Annotated in this window: 15 protein-coding genes and 6 pseudogenes; 7 read left to right on the forward strand and 14 right to left on the reverse strand. The window is 34.2% G+C overall.

Features of this window, described 5'->3' with window-relative positions; all coding sequences use genetic code 11:
• Positions 1 to 87: 87 nt before the first annotated feature.
• A pseudogene (locus tag QRE67_RS15325) lies at positions 88 to 714 on the forward strand (IS4 family transposase); the annotation flags it as partial.
• Between the two features lie 3 nt (positions 715 to 717).
• On the opposite strand, the gene QRE67_RS15330 reads toward QRE67_RS15325, so the two are convergent.
• The 3 genes and pseudogenes from QRE67_RS15330 to QRE67_RS15340 all read right to left on the reverse strand — a co-directional run.
• Positions 718 to 1,290, reverse strand: a complete 573-nt coding sequence (locus tag QRE67_RS15330; protein WP_286125296.1) for a YybS family protein — start codon at positions 1,288 to 1,290, stop codon at positions 718 to 720.
• A gap of 257 nt (positions 1,291 to 1,547) precedes the next feature.
• A complete protein-coding gene (locus tag QRE67_RS15335; protein WP_286121031.1) occupies positions 1,548 to 2,978 on the reverse strand; it encodes a PQQ-dependent sugar dehydrogenase in 1,431 nt (476 codons plus the stop codon).
• 475 nt (positions 2,979 to 3,453) lie between these two features.
• Positions 3,454 to 3,627: pseudogene (locus QRE67_RS15340) on the reverse strand (Mu transposase C-terminal domain-containing protein); the annotation flags it as partial.
• Positions 3,628 to 3,748: 121 nt separating this feature from the next.
• On the opposite strand from QRE67_RS15340, the gene QRE67_RS15345 reads away from it, so the two are divergent.
• Positions 3,749 to 4,153, forward strand: coding sequence for a VOC family protein (locus QRE67_RS15345; protein WP_286121032.1), 405 nt, complete (start codon positions 3,749 to 3,751; stop codon positions 4,151 to 4,153).
• 415 nt (positions 4,154 to 4,568) lie between these two features.
• On the opposite strand, the gene QRE67_RS15350 is transcribed toward QRE67_RS15345, so the two are convergent.
• Complete coding sequence (locus tag QRE67_RS15350) at positions 4,569 to 4,670, reverse strand: helix-turn-helix domain-containing protein (protein ID WP_286121033.1); 102 nt, start codon at positions 4,668 to 4,670, stop codon at positions 4,569 to 4,571.
• Between QRE67_RS15350 and QRE67_RS15355 the strand changes: the two genes are divergently transcribed.
• Complete coding sequence (locus tag QRE67_RS15355) at positions 4,657 to 4,902, forward strand: hypothetical protein (protein WP_286121034.1); 246 nt, start codon at positions 4,657 to 4,659, stop codon at positions 4,900 to 4,902. The genes QRE67_RS15350 and QRE67_RS15355 overlap by 14 nt on opposite strands.
• Positions 4,903 to 5,733: 831 nt before the next feature.
• Here the strand turns inward: QRE67_RS15355 and QRE67_RS15360 are convergent.
• The 4 genes and pseudogenes from QRE67_RS15360 to QRE67_RS15375 form a co-directional block, all read right to left on the reverse strand.
• On the reverse strand, positions 5,734 to 5,958 hold the full coding sequence (locus tag QRE67_RS15360) for a hypothetical protein (protein ID WP_286121035.1): 225 nt from the start codon (positions 5,956 to 5,958) through the stop codon (positions 5,734 to 5,736).
• Positions 5,959 to 6,401: 443 nt separating this feature from the next.
• Positions 6,402 to 7,226: a VanW family protein gene (locus QRE67_RS15365; RefSeq protein ID WP_286121036.1), complete on the reverse strand. Its 825-nt coding sequence runs from the start codon at positions 7,224 to 7,226 to the stop codon at positions 6,402 to 6,404.
• Positions 7,227 to 7,628: 402 nt separating this feature from the next.
• Positions 7,629 to 9,583: pseudogene (locus QRE67_RS15370) on the reverse strand (M56 family metallopeptidase).
• A 2-nt stretch (positions 9,584 to 9,585) separates the two neighbouring features.
• Entirely contained in the window at positions 9,586 to 9,987 is a 402-nt protein-coding gene (locus tag QRE67_RS15375) for a BlaI/MecI/CopY family transcriptional regulator (protein ID WP_483298709.1), read from the reverse strand.
• A 185-nt stretch (positions 9,988 to 10,172) separates the two neighbouring features.
• On the opposite strand from QRE67_RS15375, the pseudogene QRE67_RS15380 reads away from it, so the two are divergent.
• Positions 10,173 to 10,412: pseudogene (locus tag QRE67_RS15380) on the forward strand (IS4 family transposase); the annotation flags it as partial.
• 342 nt (positions 10,413 to 10,754) lie between these two features.
• Here QRE67_RS15380 and QRE67_RS15385 read toward each other — a convergent pair.
• Positions 10,755 to 12,041: an MFS transporter gene (locus QRE67_RS15385; protein ID WP_286121038.1), complete on the reverse strand. Its 1,287-nt coding sequence runs from the start codon at positions 12,039 to 12,041 to the stop codon at positions 10,755 to 10,757.
• Positions 12,042 to 12,053: 12 nt separating this feature from the next.
• A complete protein-coding gene (locus QRE67_RS15390; protein ID WP_286121039.1) occupies positions 12,054 to 12,662 on the reverse strand; it encodes a TetR/AcrR family transcriptional regulator in 609 nt (202 codons plus the stop codon).
• A gap of 1,028 nt (positions 12,663 to 13,690) precedes the next feature.
• On the opposite strand from QRE67_RS15390, the pseudogene QRE67_RS15395 reads away from it, so the two are divergent.
• A pseudogene (locus QRE67_RS15395) lies at positions 13,691 to 14,347 on the forward strand (HAD family hydrolase).
• 17 nt (positions 14,348 to 14,364) lie between these two features.
• On the opposite strand, the gene QRE67_RS15400 reads toward QRE67_RS15395, so the two are convergent.
• Positions 14,365 to 14,541 carry a D-alanyl-D-alanine carboxypeptidase gene (locus QRE67_RS15400; RefSeq protein ID WP_286121040.1) on the reverse strand — a complete coding sequence of 59 codons (177 nt, stop codon included), beginning with the start codon at positions 14,539 to 14,541 and terminating at the stop codon, positions 14,365 to 14,367.
• A 934-nt stretch (positions 14,542 to 15,475) separates the two neighbouring features.
• Here QRE67_RS15400 and QRE67_RS15405 point away from each other — a divergent pair.
• A complete protein-coding gene (locus tag QRE67_RS15405) occupies positions 15,476 to 17,179 on the forward strand; it encodes a M4 family metallopeptidase (RefSeq protein WP_286121041.1) in 1,704 nt (567 codons plus the stop codon).
• 37 nt (positions 17,180 to 17,216) lie between these two features.
• Here QRE67_RS15405 and QRE67_RS28925 read toward each other — a convergent pair.
• Positions 17,217 to 17,303: pseudogene (locus tag QRE67_RS28925) on the reverse strand (IS6 family transposase); the annotation flags it as partial.
• A gap of 210 nt (positions 17,304 to 17,513) precedes the next feature.
• Here QRE67_RS28925 and QRE67_RS15410 point away from each other — a divergent pair.
• Positions 17,514 to 18,944, forward strand: coding sequence for an IS4 family transposase (locus tag QRE67_RS15410; RefSeq protein WP_286121019.1), 1,431 nt, complete (start codon positions 17,514 to 17,516; stop codon positions 18,942 to 18,944).
• A 221-nt stretch (positions 18,945 to 19,165) separates the two neighbouring features.
• Here the strand turns inward: QRE67_RS15410 and QRE67_RS15415 are convergent, their stop codons facing one another.
• The gene (locus QRE67_RS15415; RefSeq protein WP_286121042.1) at positions 19,166 to 19,852 is read right to left on the reverse strand and encodes an IS6 family transposase; all 687 of its coding nucleotides are present in this window, start codon (positions 19,850 to 19,852) and stop codon (positions 19,166 to 19,168) included.
• Between the two features lie 155 nt (positions 19,853 to 20,007).
• On the reverse strand, positions 20,008 to 21,462 hold the full coding sequence (locus tag QRE67_RS15420) for an aromatic-L-amino-acid decarboxylase (RefSeq protein ID WP_286121043.1): 1,455 nt from the start codon (positions 21,460 to 21,462) through the stop codon (positions 20,008 to 20,010).
• Positions 21,463 to 21,471 lie beyond the last annotated feature (9 nt).

Below are 21,471 nucleotides of genomic sequence, written 5' to 3' on the forward strand. Positions count from 1 at the left end.
CCGTCACCCTAAGATCAATTTATACCCATACTTAGCAAAGAACGCTATACTTTTTGTAGAAATATATAGAAAGGATGGCGTTTTTATATGAATCTATCGATTCAAGACGAGTTTCGCTTATTGGCCGAAGAATTACAGAGATATCTGTCTCCACATATTCTTAAACAACTCGCACGAGAGACAGGTTTTGTAAAACGTAAAAGTAAGTATGGAGCATGAGATTTAGCTGCTTTATGTATTTGGATCAGTCAACATGTAGCAAGTAGTTCCCTTACTCGATTATGTAGTCAGCTTTATGCAAATACAGCTACACTTATGAGTCCAGAAGGACTTAATCAACGTTTTAACCGATGCGCTGTTTTATTTCTACAGCGTGTATTTTCCCTTTTAGTCAAAAGTCAACTAAACGATTCGTCTCAAATCCGAAACCGATATACTTCTTATTTTCAACGTATACGTATTTTAGATGCTACTATTTTTCAAGTCCCCAATCATTTGGCTCCTATTTATCCTGGTTCAGGAGGCTGTGCACAAACAGCCGGTATTAAAATTCAGCTAGAGTATGATTTACATAGTGGAAAATTCCTCAATTTTCAAATGGAGCCAGGTAAAAATAATGATAAAACCTTTGGTACAGATTGTTTGGATACCTTACGATCAGGAGATTTATGTATTCGAGATTTAGGATACTTTTCTCTAAAAGATTTTGCTCAACTTTTAAGGCAATGCCTGACACAATCTATTCATAAGTATTCTACAAAGCTCCGCGAAGATCCAGCAGTAAAGAAAACTCAATATAAATGTTATTGCAATAACATTTGAATCCATAGTTGTATCAACAGTAGGGCCTAGCACTGGAAAACGGAATACATACAGAATCAGCATAATACCCGTAAGTAGACATATTGATGAAAAGGAAACAACCACAATTCTCCTCTTCCATTGTAAAAAGGCCACACCCATCGCTATACCTAATAAACCTGTTGTAAAGGGAAAGATAATTAGTTCACTCGGCTGAATAATAAATAAAAGGAAAATCGTAAGGGTATAAGAGAGGATTCCTTGACGGATAGAAAAGCAAGTAGCTAAAAAAATTGGTAATGTCGCTAGAAAACTAATCAGAAAGCCTATACCAGGCATAAAGCCCCCCGCTGATTGAAACATAGTGGCAAATGTACTCAATAAGGCTGTAATAACTAACTTGGTTGCAAGGGTCATCTTTCTTACATGAACATAGTTTACATCTGTCTCTATCATCGATTGATACCAATAACGAACAAACCGATTGATTAAAACACCCCCTAAAATATCCAATTCGTCACTTTCTATACTATTCATTCCCTTGCGTTTTATGCGGCATTGCCTGTTAGTAATCAATTGGAATGAGGACTTCTCCTCTATGAATATTTAAAAATAGAAGCTTTTTCTAGGGGGGATACGATGTATCGTACTGATACAATTGAAAGAATTTTAAAGCCAGAAGATATCTTGGTTCCATTAGGATATAAATGACAAATACTCCAGCCGTCGAATTTTATAGTTATAAATCATGGAACAATTTCAAAAACAGTACCTTGGTTAAAATCAGTCACTTTCATAGAGCCATAAACCCCTAAATATAGTCTGGTTTGATCCAGATTCGTTCCCAAATTAACATAATAAGCTGATTGAGACCCAAAATTATAATCGGTTTCAATAACACTAAAATCATTTGGTTTACAATCTGTACTTACCCTGGTATAAGCTAAAACCCCTCTAACCGGAGGTCGAGATTCTTCATTCTGGGCAAGATCGGTAAACACGACGCTTCCCGTTAAATTGGGGATTCCATTCCCCATATATGACTGGACTCCTGTAAGTGCAGTTCCTCCAAACTTATCGGGTCGGGGATCTTTATGAAAATAACTAGTTAAAGGCTGAAGACGCCTCACTGAAGTTTTTACTGATTCATTGTAATAAGCAATTGTTTTCTCATCCAAAGTCGGATTTGCAGAACAGCCCCTTATAAACGAAGTAGGAAAAGCACCTTCCCACCCTCGCCAGCCAAAGTTAATAAATCCTTCTTGGTCAGGTTTAGATCTCATTAAAGAAGCTTGAATAAGCTGAGTAACCGGTATTGGTTTATAATGAACGAACGAAAAAATCGACTCTACCAAATCTTGTCCGACATTTCCCACATATTTGATATACTGATTATAAAACCTTTGAAATGAAATGCCTGGTATATTGCGAACCCCTTTGGCAATTACCGTAAGCGTTTCCTGAATAGGTGCGGGAAGTTCATTAAAACGTGTGACTACGGGGGGATTATAGATAAATGTATTCTTAACTACATCAATTTCAATTATTTTACCAGCTATCTCCATATCGTCCTGACTTAAATTAAATGGATCATAGCCTGCTCCACCATCTCCGGTTGTTAAAACAAGTTTTCCGGTTTCAGGTGAAAAGTTTAAGCTATTGACACCATTATGATTAAAAAATGGTCTTCTTATGTTAAGTAATGTCCGTCGTTTTTGAGGTTGACCATTCGATTGTAAAATCCATTCTTCAACTGTATCAATATGATCATATTGAGTTTCTCTATTTATCCACCTTAGGTTTAAAGTTCTGGGATCACACGGGTTAGGCTTAAAAGATTCAGGAAGAGCCCCTGGACCTTGTGTTGCAGCTACTGAATAATGAAGATAAAACAGACCGTTATAATAAAATTCTGGATGAAACGCTAGCCCTAGCAATCCCCGTTCATCATATCCACTACCAGAAACACCTAGTTCAGAATTACCTAATTTTATGATTCGCGGGCGAATATCTAAAAAAGTCCTTATAACTCCGTTTCCTATGTAAAAGATCTCTCCTACCTGGGTTGCAATAAATAATCTTTCAATTGAGTCACCCGGAAGTATAGTTGTTTTCAAAACGGTGGGTAAATTTATCTTACTTACAATGGGTCGTAAACTAACCTTAACTTTTATCAACTAACTTTACACCCCTTTTTATTGTTTTCTATTATAAGAATATGATTAGAACTGTTCTATTAGTATCAAATTAGGGCCAGGGAATTGGGGAAATTCCCTTTTAATTTATCAAACTTTTTTATATTCAATTGAATCAAGATTTATTAAGTTAATTTAATCAAACTTTATTCCAAGGCTACAGTTGTTAAAAACGGGAGAATCGTCTTGAAAATAAGCTTACCGTTGTAAATCCGCATTTTCCTGACGGTACCCCACATCCATCAACTTAAGATTTTGAAATGCAACAAAACGAATTTTTTTCTTTCTACATTTATGAGAATTAAGTTCACTTTTTTCGCTTTAGGGTACAACCAATTTTTTAACTTGATGGCGACTCTACCCCTTTATGAACACATAAATATCCTCTAAAAACGCTGTCATAGTAAGGGTTTTTAGTCCTTAACGTACAATTTTCCCAGAATGATATAGTGACCCCATCTAGCTCTTTAAAAGTAAGTAGAGACTCGTTCGTACCATTCCCTAAATAACCAGGTAAGTCCTGTAAAAATAATTGGTTGATACTTAAAAAGAATCGCTTGATTTTTCCTCTACCTCTTGGAACACCCACTGCTGAAAATACGAGGTTGATTTTTAAATCAATTGCAACTTGTTATCGAATAAAGAACTAATGTTCGGTTATAATATCAGTGTGCTTGTTCAAGTAGGTTAAGAAGCTTTTGTAATTGAAGCACCAAAGGTAACCTATACTATTTAAAGAAGGAGACGGTAAAATGATTAAACCCTATTTAATGTTTAATAGAGAATGCGAAGAGGCTTTTAAAATGTATCAAAAAGCTTTTGATGGAGAAATGGTTGCTATTCAAAAATATGGTGATATGCCGCCTAACCCTGAATTTCCTGTTAATGAAAGTGATAAAAACCTTGTTTTACATGCACATTTGAAATTAACAGAATCAGGATATATTATGGGTTCTGATGGGAATCGAGATTTTCAAGATTCTGAAAAAGTGTGCATCAGTGTGGATCTTGATTCTGAGGAACGTGCTATTAACGCATGGAACATACTTAAAGAGGGTGGAGCCATTCGTAATGATCTCCAACCAACATTCTTTTCTAAACTACATGGTTCTGTGAAGGATAAATATGGAGTTACTTGGATGTTTACAGTAAATTAGAAACAGCCCATTCCACTACATTAAGGAAATTCTAATATTAAAAAGCCCAATTTCTCAGTATTAAAATTGAGAAATTAGGCTTTTTTCGTTGCTTCATTAAGAGGTACGTGAACGATTCTAAGTTTCATGGGCCACACTTCAAAAAAATGTAATTTGAACGTCTGTTATAGGCGATTTTATAGCTTCTAGGGGTTACCGCCCCATCACCATCAAGTTAAGAAATTGGTTGCTCCCCAAAACGAAAAAAATGAGTTGCATTCTCATAAATAACTATAAAATAATAAAACTTTCGTTGTGAGGACACTTCAAAATATTAGCTTGATGGGTATGGGGGAGTACCCGCGAAGCTGACACCACACGCAAAATAGATAGTAATAAAAGTAAAACCTCGTTGAATGTCAACGAGGTTCGTGATTTATATATTTGAGTTTGCTTTTCGATAGAGAGTCATTCGTGATATTCCTGCTTTTTCAGCGGCTTCAGAGATGATAGAGCCTTGATCAATGTTTGGAAGCACGGAAAACGCCGTGTTTAACCAGCTTTATGCGACGCTTCTTCTTGCGTATATTGTGCTGAAAACCTTACATGAAGAGCGTCATCAATACCTGTTGATTCAAGGAACAAGCTTCATTCGTTTTACTCGTCAGTTGTTGGAAACAGAACTCGGCGTAGAATGGCAGCTTATTTTTCAAACGTTCCTAAGAAACTACAAACGTTTATATGGGTGTGATTTGTCTGAAACTGAATAATCAACACCTGTGTAAACGTATGAAAAAGGACGAATAAGGTTGTCTGTGTCCAAACGATGGGGGCTAATCCGGTAGCATTTCGGCCATACAGAGTAAATCTTTTACTTTAACATCGAGATTTACTTCTCGCTACATGTTAAATTGTTTTTCCATATAATCACCATTTTTATTGTCACCGGTCACTTTTGTATTAACAATTATGCGTAACAAGTTGAATCAAGTCCTTCTTTTTCTTTTCTATTATGTTATGTAACCTTCTCATCTCCATATCAATAAATAAACTCTCCTATATCTATAAAATTACTCAGAGTAGTATACACCATTTCCATATATAGGGGTAAGAGTATAATAAATATAAATTAAACATTTTTAGGGATTTAAGAGCAAAAGAAATAAGATCGAGATTCTCGATCTTATTTTTCGCATAGTTAGGAGAAACCAGAGTGATAACCAGTTTACAGTATTTATCATATACTACACATTCAAAATATGGATATTAAGCAAATAAAGATGAATATAAACTTTAGTATATTAGTTTACATTCATTTTCACATAAGCATTAACCTCATCCCAATCCCCCTGATATCTTCAAAGTTTGCAAGAAAAGTATACATTCAAAGCATTATCAATAAAGGGGTATCGTCAGAAAAATGCGGGTTTACAACGTTAAGCATATTTTTAAGACGATTACTTCTCGACAAACAATATAGATTAATATGATATAATTTACCTAAAGCGATATTATTAAAATTAAAGTGGTTTCAAGTCAAAGAGAGGCACTCATGAGGGTGTCTTTTCTTTATGAAAAAATCCCTACACATTATGCAGGGACTAGGAACAACAATATATTGCCTTGTTAAAGGCATCCTCAGGAATATATACTTTATTATCCTTAACTTTATATGGAATGTTATTTTCTTCAAGTATATCTGTATTAACAGAATTTACAGTGTCACCCCATCGTATATATTTGCCACTGTACCCTTTTTGGGAAATATATAATATTAAAAGAATAGAAAAACACAAACATAGAATTACTATTCGTTTCTTTTGCAAATTTTTCACCTCCTCCTTTAACAATAAAGCTATATATGATTCCGAAAAGTGTTAAATATAGGTGAATTGTACATTTCTTTATTGTTTACTTTTCCTTTTCATATAATCATTCTATTCTGATGATTTAATTTTACACTATGTAAATAAAATTCAAATGAATTTCATTCTAGTATATCTTAAAACATAATATTCATATTCAGTTAACATAACACCACTTATCAGTAGTCAATGTATCTAGAGACCTATGAAAGTCCCTTCAGATCTTGGTCTTACCCTAGGGCCCTTGCTATTGCGATGTGTGAAATAATACTTACTGCTTACATTCGACTTAGTATTTTTATAAAAAAATCCACTTCAACCATATTTTTTTGCCTTGGAAGATTTTATTTTAAAATTATCTACGCAGTTTTTTCAAATATCTTTAGATGAGTGAAAATCCTTGTCTATAAAGAACCCACAATTTTCTCATCATCTACTTCATATTTTACTAAGCAATCATTTTCCATGACTAGCTCTTTGTCAACTAAGTTACCTGTGACACGATCAACTATTTTTTTATAAACTTTATTTTGTCTGTATACTTGACCATCTACTTTTTTTACAAAATGATGATCTTCTTCAACGATAGAATACTTATATGGAGGATACTGAGATGCCCTAATTTCTCCGTATATATATTCTTCGTCAAGATGTAGATTGACTTGATAGGAAATATTTGAATTGTTTCTCAATTTGAGATCAATAATACCATTCATCAAAGTGGCGCCTGTTCCAAATGGAATCACACGTCCATAGTCAGGGAATGGGTCGAAACTATGACGATATCTTTCCACTGTTTCCAATTCTGAATGAAGAAACATCCAGTAGAGAAGATTCCCTAACTGACAGAGACCACCGCCTATTCCCTTTATCGCTTTGCCATTCATTAGAATAATTCCTTCTTTATATCCAGCCTTTTCACTAGAATTACCAACAAGATGCCAAAATGAAAATGTTTCTCCCGGTTTAATTACAACCTGGTTTATTTTGCAGATGGCTAGCTTTAGATTGGTGATTTTGTTATATTGTAGCTGTATATCCGTATCACCTAACTTTCTAATAAGCAAAGATTTATGTTTATAAATCCTGTAAGGTAATGGATTTTGCTCAAATGTTTTTGAAAATTTATAACCTTTAAGACGGTCACTTATTTTTTTAAACAGCCTACGTTGTCCGATTCTAATAGGAATTAAAAAAGGAAATCTTTGTGTTAATAATTTTCTTGCCATTGAGAGTTGAGCTCCTTTATATATTATTCATCTATATATTGTATTCAGATTTACACCTTATTCATCATCACTAAGCAAATGATTCTGGTGCAAAAACTTCAGGATAATTGCAATGAATCTATAAATCTTGGACATACTGATACTATTACTCTAGAAAGGGTGTGTGATTGGTATGGAAAAAGAAAATTTGTTCAATTGGAAGGGCTATCAAATGATTTTTGCACCAGAACCACTTAAGAAAACAAGTCACATCCAAAACGAAAAAATGAGCATAATTCTCATATATAACTGTCGAGAGATAAAGTTTTCGTTTTGGTGGTGCTTCAAAATATTGGCTTGATGACAATGCACCAGAACCAGAAAAGGTGTTCTTAAGATATAAACCTTCAAAACACCTTTTTATTATTTCAGCATTGAAAGCATTATTTTTTCCAGTTCCGCTTTGTTTACATTACTATCAAACACTGCTTCCCCCGGATTGTCTAAACTATGATTTATGATGACTATCTGATATGCACTATTCTTTCCTTTTGCAGGAACGATCATCTTCATACCTTGTAAGTTTTTATGTGAAGTGTGAGTACTATAGAATACCTGATTTCCTTCTAATTCATACTGTTCTATATTTTCTTCCACAACGAATAGGTGGCCGAATGGGTCTTTACTTTTCCCAAAAACTTGCGATTGATAAATTGTATAACTACCTTTTCCTTTAACATATTCTGATTTGATAATTAATTCCGGCTTTCTTTTGAGGAAATAACTAACATCTTCTGTCTTTAGCGTATAACCTTCAATTGTATAAGCTGGCTTTTTAATTTGGAAGTCCACATGATTCTGAGCTTCCTCTACAGTAAACTTTAAAGATTCAGCCACTCTATCTTCAAATGGTTTTGATTTTCTATGAAGCTCTTTTAGCCTTTCAAGATCAGCTTGACTTAAACGTTCCTCCTTAAACCATTTTGTATCTCCTTCATAATCCTCGGATACATTTCTCTTAACCATTGCTTTTTTCTGAATCGCACGAGTTTCCTTGAACAATTGTACGTACTGTTCAAATTCCTCTTTTATTAAACATTTTTCAGCAAAGTATAAAAAATCTGTATCCCTTTTATATGATTCTTCTGACATGCCCCACTCTTTTCTCGCATTTTCCGGTGTACCCTGTATTGTTTCTACAGCCTTTTGAACCGTATCATTAGATTGTTCCTTCTTTTCTATCGCTTGCCCCTTCTTCCTTTCCTCTCCTTCCGTTGTGCTTGCATTTAGTAAAGAAACAGACGCAACGGCAACTATAGCAATAATTCCAAGTGCAGACCAGCGATAGGATTTCTTTTGGAATTGCGTAATCATAAGAATTCTTTTTTTAGCGTTCGTTTATTTCTATTTAAATTAGCTAGATTCGGTGCTTGATAATAACTTGAATAATGTTCTAAAAGAGTAATAATTGTATGTCCATATGCAATTTGTTCCTCTGATTCTATAAATGTAAGCGCAAATGCATCACAGGCTAGTTCTTGATCTTCTCGCATACATGAATAGGCATACCAAAGAATCGGATTAAACCAATTTAAAATAATTAAACTATACATAAGCCAATTTACAGCTATATCTCTTCGTTTTATATGAGATAGCTCATGGTAAAAAATATATTGTAGTTGTTGCTCATTCAATACTTTCATATGTCTGCTTGACAATAATACTCTCGGGCGAAAGAATCCAAAAACAGTCGGACTTGAGATTTTTCCAGCCAACCGTAATGGAATTTGCTTCTTAATTACCATAGATTTTTTACAGTTCTCAAAAATCCCAACAATTTTTTCATCCGTAATATTTGGTTGCTTTTTTATGTAAGAAAATAACCGTCTATTCATAATACAAGTTATCGTTGCTAGAATGACAACTCCAAAAAGCCAAGTATATAAAGTGACTTTATAAACGGAAAATGTAGTATCTTCTTTCTTTTTATTACTGTCTGTTTGGTCACTCTCTTTCATTACATTTACGGAGCTAGATTTGTAACTATCCTCTTTTGTAGTTACTGTATGATTCGTTTTATCTTCTGACACGCTTTCTTTTGGTATAGCAGGAGTAGTATTCTTTTGAAAAATCTCAGACACACCAGAGCTATATGAAAGAAGGGAATAAATACTGTAGGAACTATCTGGTGACCATGGTAATAGAAGTCTTACAATTAAAATCATCCATAACATGTACTGCCATCGTGGGGTTAACTTGTTTCTAAGCAAGACTTTGACACATAAGATTAAACCAACTAATATACTGGCCATAATTGAGGTTTCTATCACCCAATCAAAAAAGCGAGGTAGATAGACGTTTACAAATATATCTATCATTATTATCTATCCTTCCTCTGATTTTCCTCAGTCTTCTCATCCAGAATACGTTTGAGTTCGTTAATGTCTTCTGAAGATAGTTTTTCTTCTTTTAAGAAATTCACAAGTAAAGGTTTAAATGCTGCACCATAGAAACGTTTAAGTAAGGATTTCGTTTCTACTTGTAGATAACTATCTTGCGACACTAAAGGATAATATGCATACATACGTCCTGTGTCTTGATGGTAAGAAACAGCTTTTTTTTGGACTAATCGATTAATAAGCGTTCGAATCGTTTTCGGTTTCCAGTCCATTGTTGCCTCTAGCGCTTCAATCACTTCATTCGCTGTTTGAGGAGATTTTGACCAAAGAACTTTCATGATTTCCAATTCAGCTTCTGATATTTTAGGTAATTCTTTCATTATATAAAATTCCACCCCTTGTATTACATTTGTAATCTATAAAATAATATTACAAATGTAATCCTTAATTGTCAACCATATTTTGGGTTTAAAAATACATTCTCATGAAACTTAAGAAATTAATCCAAAAAAACAATGAAAATACGCTATTCTTTTTGTAGAAATATATAGGAAGGATGGCGTTTTCTATGCGTTTTGCTGTTTCAGATGAATTGAACCTCTTTTCTCAAGAACTTCAAATCTACTTTTCTCCCTCTTCTCTTCAACAACTAGCTAAAGAAGTTGGTTTTGTTCAACGTATAAGTAAATATCAAGCACAAGAATTAATTGCTTTATGTGTATGGCTTAGTCAACAGGTTGCAAGTACGCCACTTACGCAATTATGTAGCTGTCTCGAAGCATCTACAGGTGTCCTTATAAGTCCTGAATGACTTAATCAACGATTTAATGGTTCAAGAAGTTCTATATGATAACAACCAATATTTGCTGAAGAAAATGACTCCTGAAGATTTTAGAGGACTAACACCTTTATTCTATAACCATGTGAATCCTTATGGAACCTTTCAACTCAATATGGATCAGCGAATACCTATTAAGTTGAAAGTATCGTAGTTTTCATCATTTCGATTGATGACAAAAAACCAGCTAATATCCTGTTGTGATATTAGCTGGTTTTTAGAAATGAACATCTAGTTACGAAAAAAGCGCCCGATTGCGGAAGATCGTTTTCCAGTTAGTTTCTTTTCATGCATTAGTGGAAAAACAACCCTTTAATAAGAAACAGGTACTTTTCTTTCATTCTTTTCACTAACTTTAGAGTCTAGCGTTTTTGTTATTATGTAGTACAAAAATGTACCAGTTAATCCTAGAATAAGAAGCAATCCCCCCATATATATGGGACGAATCCACTCTCCAACGATGATCAACAACGAAGATACAATCGTTGCTCCGTAGAAAGTCAAGCTATAAAAAGCCATATAGGTGCTACGAGCGTTAGGTGGTGCAAGTTCCCCTATCATCGCCTGTTTAATAGGAACATACATCAGTTCACCAATTGTTCCAATAAACATGGCAATAAAAAGAAACAACACGCTATTTGTAAAAGCAAAAACACTAAAACATATAGAAAAGATCAACATCCCTGTAACTAGAGTCCAGCGATCACTCCACTTTTCAAATAAGAATAATACAACACTTGATAGGAGAACTACAAGAATTGTATTCTCCGTTCGGAGAAAACCCAGCATCTTTGTGCCATCAAGCATGAAATCTATTCCAAACAATGAAGCTGAATGATGGGGTATATCTTTTTCAAGACGAATCCCAATATAGTTTGTTAAAGACTGTTCCAAGGAAAAGATCAAGATCGCTCCGAAAATATAAAACATAAACAGCTTATCTTTTAAAACGGTCGAATAGGTTTGAAACATCTCTATTGATGAAAATTTTTTCTTATAATTAGAAGACTTAGATGAAGGTTCCGGTGTATAGGTTTCTGTGATGAAGAATACGGTCATGAATACAGATAACAAAGAGATGAGTGAAATCCCAATAAATAACTCAAACAAGTGGTTTTTAAAAAGAAATGCTCCAATGATTCCTCCAATAGCAGTTGATAAATTCCCCAACCAGTAGCTAATTGTAAATACGAGCTTTCTCGATTCGGAATTAGTAACATCAATGATCATAGCTTGTGCTGCTGGCTGAAACATTCCTCCACAAAACATATTGATGATAAAGAATGCTACGGAAATATAAGGAAGGTTAAACCAAGGAGAATTACAAAGTGCTATAAACAGATACGAAAGCAATATACCAAGTTCAGAATAAATCATTATTTTTCTCCGACCTATTTTGTCTGAGACATGACCCCCGATAAAACCTCCAATGACCCCACTAATCACAATTATTATAAGAATAATACCCGTTTCAGTAGCTCCGATTTTCTGAGAAAAATAGATTGCCAGAAAAGGTATAACAGCCATGGAAATAAGGCTGCCTAGAAATTGCATGGCCAGGTGAAGTTTGATGTTGGGATGGATATCTCTCAATTTCATATAAATCACTCCTTATTTATTAGAGATAGGTCCAAATAATCTCAGGGCTTGTATCGTTATATCCTTCCACATCAAGTTTGTATAGTCATCAATAAACGTTAAACGCATTCCGTTTAAGATGGATAAGTACGACTCAGCAACTAATGAAGGTGATTCTTCATAAAAGTAACCCAGCCTTTGCCCTGCTTCAATAACCGGATGAATACAGTCTATAAATACTTTTACGAAATCGTTTAGTTCTTTAAAAAGCTTTGGAAATCGATTAGGTCTCGCAAGAACCTGCTGAATTAGACGTAGGTATTCACTTCTCATTGAAAAGAGTTGTACATGGCAATCTATCATTTCCTTCACAACTTCAAGAGGCTCACCTTTAAAGTGTTCTTCTATCTCAATAAAATATGGTTTAATTTCCTCCAATGGCTCCAAAATCGCTGATTCATAAAGTGCTTCTTTTGAATCAAAATACGTAAATACGGTACCAAAGCTAACCCCTGCTTCTTTTGCTATTTCGGCAACTTTTGTCTCTGCAAAACCATTCTCACTATATAATTTAATTGCGGCGTTTAGGATAGTAGATCTTTTTCTTTTCTTTTTTTCATCATTAGTAAGTCCAGGTTCCATTTAGATACTCCTTTCACAATAAATGATTGATTAATCAATCATTTATTGTAATTTGTTTCCATTGTCAATATGATGAAGGAATTTATTTTCATATTTTTACAGTTAGTTATATTCGAACTTCGTAAACGAATAAATTTATTTCAAAAGTCGTTATTCCATTAAATGACCCTATTGCTGTATATAAGAAAGGAAAATCTCTTATCAAAAACGAATGTATTTGATAAACTTAACTTTTTAATTTTTTATTCGTAAAATCCTTGATCAGTCTTTATCAAAACTATTATCAAATTGACCTTTTCTGGCGAATATTAAGTCTACTTGCATTGCATACTAATCTCTAAATCCATATACATAAAATGATAAATTTAATAATCTTACATTTGCAATTTGTCTGGCAAATAAATTGAGATCATCAAACAATTCTTGAATTTCTTTATTCATCATAATCCCCACCCCTTCTTCCTAGAGTTCTGATATTTTGATTATTGATGTTTAACTAATCTGCGTCGTTAGATCAATAAGAAAAACGAAGTGTAAGTAATTCCGGTTAATCCTTTTTATAAACGGTGCATCTTTGTTTCAAACCGACACTAAGCGCTGTAATTGTATATATGTTCATTAGCACTAGTAAAGCTAATTTTCCAGGTATTTTTTATGTAAAACATTGATATTACTGTGGCTTTGGAATGAAGTTGGATAATTCTTCTTCAACTATCGCACGTTCGTAAAAAAAGCGTTTAAATTTGCTAAACTCTCCTGTAAAAAAGTTTGATGCTTTTCGTAACGGGTTCAGTTTTGGAGTAGAAAAACTCAATTCGCACACAAATTTGCATCTTAATTATCAATCAAAATCTAAGTAAATTCACACCCGAAAACGCACAGTATTTAGTTCGCTGTGCGTTTTTTGTGTTTTTTTGGTATATTTATGTGAATGTTCCGAAGATTTTATGGGATTTTATGTTAAGCTAAAAATAAGGAATTTGTGAAGGTTAGAAAGGCTGTGAAGTTATTTGAGAGGTTATAAAGCAATGCTATTTGATTTAGATGATACCTTACTTAATAGGGATAAGGCAGTAGATAAAATGTTTTTAATTATTTTAGAAAAGTGTTATGAGAATGTTAAACATTCAGCAAAAAACGAAATGTTATAAAAATTCAAAGGATATGATAATAGAGACTATGGCTATAGTGATAAAACAAAAGTTTTGGAATCATTTTTTGATGAATTTCCACCAAAATATAGATTGCCACGCAATTACATTCAAGATTTTTGGAATAATAATTTTCCTAATTGTTTTTCTATAAACCAAAATACTATAAATATCATAAATACTATAAAGATGCAAATTAAAGTTGCAATTATAACAAACGGCTCAACTCAGAGACAAAAAGCTAAAATAATTAACACTAATTTAAATAGTTGTTTTGATATAGTAATTATTTCAGAAGAAGTGGGATTTAGTAAACCTGACAAACGCATATTTGAATTAGCATTAAATAAGCTTAATGTGCAACCGGAAGACGCATTATTCGTTGGAGATGACATAGAAAAGGATATTGATGGTTGTCAAAACGCAGATATAAAGGGCATATGGTTCAATCCTTATATGATTAAGAATGATACCGAAATAAAACCATATGCCGAGATTAATTCTTTTGATAGATTATTAAGTTATTTTACATAATAAACATTATCGGTAGTTTAATTTATATTGTTTATCTGTTTTTTAATTTCATTTTTACCAATTTGATAACCTGAAATTGCCCCTAGTATCAATAAGAAAAAGACACTCCAATCAGATTTACCTGTAACAAAATTAAATACTAAACTACATACAAATGCCCCAATAATAAATAAAAATAATTGATTAAATTTCATCATCAACGCTCCCTTTTAATTAACAAATCAAGAACATAAGTATATTCTTGATAAAAGTAAGGAAACCCTTTTATATAACGTGTTTTTACCAAGTTAACATAACCCATCATGATCTGTAGCAAAAATGTTAATGCCGTAATTACATAAAGAAAAAGAATCCCTTATGATTTCTGGGATTCTTTTTCTTGTTTAAAGTTTGCTCACACAAATGATCTGCACATCAATTCATTCTTGATATACAGATCATTTGTATGATATTTTTTTACATATAATTGCAATTGCGGAATAATGAGCTTACATTACTGCTTTTAAAAGCTCTCCTACTAATGGGATTATTGAACCTAAGAATGATAAAACTGCCATTGCGATTGCCATATTATTTCCTCCTCCTATTTTGTATAGTAAGATAATGAACTTACATTACTGCTTTTAAAAGCTCTCCTACGAATGGGATGATTCCACCTAAAAATTTTAAAACTGCCATTGCGATTGCCATATTATTTCCTCCTCTTATTTTGTATAGTAAGATGTTGTAAATCTTTATACCCTTATTATAGTAAGCGCTTACATACATATCAATACATTTTAATATGCAATATTACATAAGCTTGTTTTATTGCTATAAGGGGTCACTATACATGCCCATCAAGCTAATATTTTAAAGTATCCTCAAAACGAAAATTTTATCTCTTTATAGTTATCTATAGGAATTCAGTTCGTTTTTCTCGTTTTGGGGAACAAAGAATTTCTTAACTTGATGGCAATGGGGCGTGACCCCTAGAATAATTGAATTTAAATAACTAATCATCGACTTTAAATTATGTAATTTTGCATAACGTTACATAAATTCAGCATTTTCTCTTTTTTTCGACAATAATAGACAGTATACTTTTTACAAGTTTAATATTTCAAAAAACTATGCGAGGTGGAAAACATGAAAAATAAAAAAACATTAGCTACAGTTGCATTAACAACAGGATTAGCTTTAACAGCTGTAGCGCCATATGGAGTAGGGCATGCAGAGGAAACAGATCAATTACAAGTTCAAATTCAGGAGGATTCATTCCGTACAGGTGAACTTACACAACCATCACAAAAGGCACCAGAGAATGTAGTAAAGGATGCTCTTAAGGAGAAGACAGAGCAAGCTTTGTCTCCAAAACAAGTGAATGGAGAATCGGGAGTAGATTATAAGATTCTTCAAAAACGTGGTTCTTATGATGGAACTACACTTGTGCGTATGCAACAAACATACAAAGGAAAAGAAGTATATGGGCATCAATTGACTGCGCACGTAGATAAAAAGGGTGTTATTAAAAGTGTTTCAGGAAACAGCGCGCAAAATTTACAACAAGATGATTTAAAGAAGCCTATCAATCTATCACAAGAAGAAGCAAAACAATATATCTATACAAAGTACGGGAATGATATTAAGTTTATTTCTGAACCAGAAGTAAAGGCAGTTATTTTTGTTGATGAAAATAATGGACAAGCCAGCAATGCATACCAAGTTACATTTGCTGCTGCAACACCAAACTATGTATCTGGTACTTATTTAGTGAATGCTCATAATGGTGATATGTTAAAAAATATGGTACAAGAATCAGATTTAAAAGCAAGTGAAGAGCTTGTTGGAGCCTTAAAGGAAAGTAGAAAAAGCAATCTTACATCATTAACTGGAAAAGGAAAAGATGATTTAGGTGTATCTCGTACATTCAGTATTTCTAAACAAAGTAACGGGAAATATGCACTTGCTGATTATACACGAGGGAAAGGAATTGAAACATATGATGTGAAGTACAGAGATATTAATAAAGAAGCCAGCTATTACCCTGGTACCCTAGCAACGAGCACTTCAACAACATTTAATGATCCAAAAGCGGTAAGTGCTCATTACTTAGCAACAAAAGTATATGATTTTTATAAAGATAAATACAAGCGTAATAGTTTTGATAATAAGGGACAAAAAGTAGTTTCCGTTGTACATGCCTGGGATTCTGAAGATACAAATGATCCGAAAAATTGGCAGAATGCAGCAAGTTATAATAATGGTAGCATGCTTGTATATGGAGATCCGATTGTAAAGGCATTTGACGTAGCGGGACATGAGTTTACACATGCGGTTACATCAAGCGAATCCAATCTTGAATATTCCGGAGAAGCTGGTGCGATTAACGAGGCGTTATCTGATATTATGGGAACAGCTATTGAGAAATATATAAACAATGGGAAATTTAATTGGACAATGGGAGAACAAACTGGATCAGCGTTCCGTGATATGGCAAATCCATCTTCAGTTCCTTCTTCAACTGGAGTACCGTATCCAGATGATTATAGTGAATTCAACGATTTTAATGGATGGGATAATGGAGGTGTTCATTTCAACTCAAGTATTATTAATAAAGTTGCGTATTTAACTGCAAAAGGTGGTACTCATAACGGTGTAACCGTAAAAGGTATTGGCGAGGATAAAATGTTTGATATTTTCCATTATGCAAACACTGATGAATTAAACATGACTTCTGATTTCTCCGAATTGAGATCGGCATGCCTTCGAGTTGCAACAAATAAATATGGGGCGAACTCACCTGAGGTTCAAGCAGTTCAAAAGGCTTTTGATGCAGCAAAAATTAAGTAAGTGAGAAATATAGTTCTTATCCGTATTGATGAACTCAGCACATAATGGTTGTATAAGCAAGAGATAGGCCAGGTTCTGCCATTGTTTCGACAACATTATGGAAAGTTAGATAGTACCTTAGGTACTATCTAACTTTTTACAAAATAAAATGTCGAAATATTTACTTTTATCATAATATAAGCTTAGCTTGATGGGCATGGGGTACTTCAAAATCTTAGCTTGATGGCAATGGGGTAGTACCACACATCCATCAACTTAAGGATTTAGACTATTCTTGAAGTTAAAAGCACGTTACTATTCTCTTATGTTAATGAGAAAGGATGACGTGCTTTTTATGAATATGCATCAAAAACAAGAGTTGTCTTTATTTGCTGAAGAGTTATATCGATATATGTCTCCCGCTACACTTAATCAATTAGCTATAGAAGCAGGCGGAATGAAACGAAAACGGAAATGCCATGGGCACCATTTTTTATCTTTATGTGTATGGTTAAATCAACAAATCGCTACTACCTCTCTTACTCAACTTTGTAGTCAATTAGAAACTTCAACAGGAATTTTATTAAGTCCTGAGGGACTTAATCGACGATTTAACTCGGCTTCTGTAGCCTTCTTTCGAACTGTATTTACTACACTTCTACAAGCTAAAATTGGGGGATTATCTAAGATTTCTCATTCTCTTTCTGCTTACTTTGAGCGTATTCTTATCCTTGATTCTACAACATTTCAAGTGCCGGATCGATTTGTATCTACTTATCCTGGTGCCGGAGGATGTAGTCATAAAGCTGGTGTGAAAATTCAACTAGAGTATGACTTGTTGAGTGGAGAATTTTCTGATGTGAAAATTGAACCAGGAAAACGAAGTGATCAGGCGTATGGTGCGACTCGAACAGGCATGGCACAAAAGAATGAACTATATATTCGTGACTTAGGATATTTTCGTTTACAAGACTTTAAGTCTATTCAAGATAAGCAAGGATATTATTTATCACGTCTTAAGTTACCAACTAAGATATATAGAAAAGAATTCGAAACAGTCGTGTTTAAAACAAAACCCGCTCAACTGAGGCCGGTATATATACAAATTCATTTGGAAGACATCATGAACCAATTACAACCTGGCCAAGTGTATGAATTACATGATGTATATGTAGGGAGCAAAGACAAACTACCTACTCGCATTGTGGTTTATAAATGTACGGAGGAGCAAAAACAAAAACGCCTACGTGATCGAGCTATTCGTGAAAAGAAAAAAGGAATTACATATACAGAGCGTACGAAACTTTTACAAGGAATTACGGTATATATGACAAACATTCCTACGGAATGGGTACCAAAAGAGAAAATCTATGATTTATATTCACTACGTTGGCAAATTGAACTGTTATTTAAAATATGGAAATCCTGGTTTCAAATTCATCGTTGTAAATCTATTAAACAAGAGCGATTAGAATGTCATCTTTATGGACAACTCATTAGTATCCTATTATGTTCTTCTACAATGTTTAAGATGAGAGAACTCCTGTTACGTAAGAAACAGAAAGAGCTAAGTGAATATAAAGCGATGTACATAATTAAAGATTATTTTTCACTTTTTTACCAAGCATTACACAAAAACACCCAAGAGCTATCAAAGGTTCTCCTTCGTCTGTTTAACCTCCTACAGCGCAACGGACGAAAATCTCATCGATACGAGAAAAAGACAGTCTTTGATATTTTGGGTGTTGTGTATGAGTATACCACTTCTACTCATCAGGTAGCATAGTAAAAAAATTCAAACCCGTCAGGGTTTATTTGATATGCCTACTTTTATAACATCTATAAACGATAATAAAATACTACGTGAAAAAACCGCGTTTTGTATAAAAATATACCTTAAGTTGATGGATGTGGGGTAGTACCACATCGCTATCAAGTTAACAAAATCAAGGGTTCTGTTGCAAAGTTTTTTTACACATAGAGACATGGGAAGATTGTGGTCAAATTTTATGAAACCGTTAATAAAGTCTGTAATTCGTTATACGCCGAAAAGACGGAGTCTGATTGAAGACTTCGTCTTTGTTTGTATATGGCATGAAGCGTTTCTATCCCTTTTATCGTACGTGAGGCATGACGAAGACTTTGAAATCCTAAGGAACGAGCGAAACGGCGCTTCACGTGTCGATGATCTTGCTCAATGAGATTATTGAGATATTTTGTTGTACGATGAAAGGTATTTTTGTAAAAGTCTATCCTCTGTAATTTTTTAAATGCGCAAATTAAAGAAGGAGCCTTATCTGTAGTCAGAACCGTTGGTTCTCCATAAGTTCGAACCAGTCTTTTCATAAAAGCATATGCCGCTTGTGTATCTCTCTTTTTACGCAGTTGAATATCAAGCGTTTGCCCCTCTTTGTCAATGGCACGATATAAATAACACCATTTTCCTTTGACTTTAATATAGGTTTCATCCAAACGCCAAGATAACTGTACCGTTTTGTTTTTCTTTTTCCAAATCTGATACATCAGATTGCCATATTCATGTACCCAGCGCATAATCGTTGTGGGATGAACTGAAATACCACGTTCCTTCAGAATTTCAGACACATCACGATAGCTTAGAGAAAAACGACAATAGTAGCCAACGGCTACTAAAATGATATCTTTCTTAAACTGTTTTCCTTTAAAATATCTCATCTTGTCGTGCTCCTACTCATTTTTCTAAAATGTAACGTGGTTTAGAGAACTTTGCAACAGAACCGGTAAAACAATCACCATGCCAACAAGGGGTAGCGTCAGGAAAATGCGGATTTACAACGCTAAGCAAATTTTCCTGACGATTTCCCAGCATATCAAAGTTGCGGAACTGAGATAAGATGTTTGTACGATGTGCTTACTTCCTCTGCCAATGCTTTGATTTTCATCATGATTTGGAGCATTTCTTCTGTTGTCGTCCTTGGGTTGATGGAACAAAGTCGAATAACCACTTGCTCTTTCAATTCGGTCGTACTTAACATAGCAAATCCTCTGTGAGTAATTTCTTCCACCAGTTTTTTGTTTATTTCATTGATTGTATCTGTTGATGCTAATTCACAAGGGATATAACGAAAAGTAACAATTCCTAACTGGGCAGGTGTTACCACCTCCCAATCTTTCGCTTTCCCTAAGAACGCTTCAACTTGTTCAGCCAACATGATGCCATGATCAATTGCCTGGCGAAAAGCTGCGACTCCAAACACTTTAAAAGACAGCCACACCTTTAACGCCCTAAATCTGCGCGAAAGTTCAATTCCACATTCTCCAAAATTGATTTCTTCTTCTATATTGGTTTCCGTATCCTTGATATACTCTGGGATCATACGAAATGTTTTGCTTAAGTATTGGCTGTTTCTAATGAGTACACAGCCCACATCATAAGGCTGAAAAAGCCATTTATGAGGGTCCAACGTCAAGGAATCGACACGATGAATTCCTTGAAGCAAAGCACTTCCTTTTTCACTGAGAATTGCCGGGGCACCATAGGCTCCATCCGCATGTAGCCATACATCTTCGTCATTACAAAGATCAGCCAACTCATTGAGGGAATCAACCGCTCCGCAATTAGTTGTTCCAGCATTAGCAATGACACAGAATGGTTTTTTCCCTTTTGTTCGATCTTCTTTTATTTGCTTTTTCAAAGCACTGACTGAAATTCGTAAATGTTCATCCGTTCCGATTCGGCAAATTTGATGGTGTTTGAAACCCAATACTTTTAGTGCCCGATCCACAGAAAAATGAGTCTGGTCGGAAAAATAAACAACCGCATTTTCTATGTCATTATTAAGCTTGACCTGTCTAGCCACATTAAGCGCGGTTAAATTAGCCATGGAACCTCCGCTTACAAATAGCCCTTCAGCCGAATCAGGGAATCCTAACATCGATTTTAACCAATTGATTGTCGTTAATTCGATTTGCTCAGCGCCTGCGCCTACTATCCAAGCTGTCGGAAATACATTAAATCCACTTGCTAAAAAATCTGCTACTACTCCAACATAATTATTGGGACCCGGCACAAAAGCCATAAAATGAGGATGATCCACATGGGTAATCTGATTAAACACGTTCCTATTAAGAAAATGAAGGAGCTCTTTCGGATCGGATCCGTTTTCTGGGATTGATTCAGTCAGCTTGTTTCTGAGAATATCACTATCAATCGTTTCAGATACTGGTTTGCTTTTCAAATGATTCATATGATCAATGATCATATCAACCGCTTGATATCCTAACTGACGCATCTCTTCGGCTGATAACTGCAGGTTTTCCGTCACTTGTTTCAC

It is taken from the genome of Bacillus sp. DX3.1, from assembly GCF_030292155.1.
GTDB lineage: Bacteria > Bacillota > Bacilli > Bacillales > Bacillaceae_G > Bacillus_A.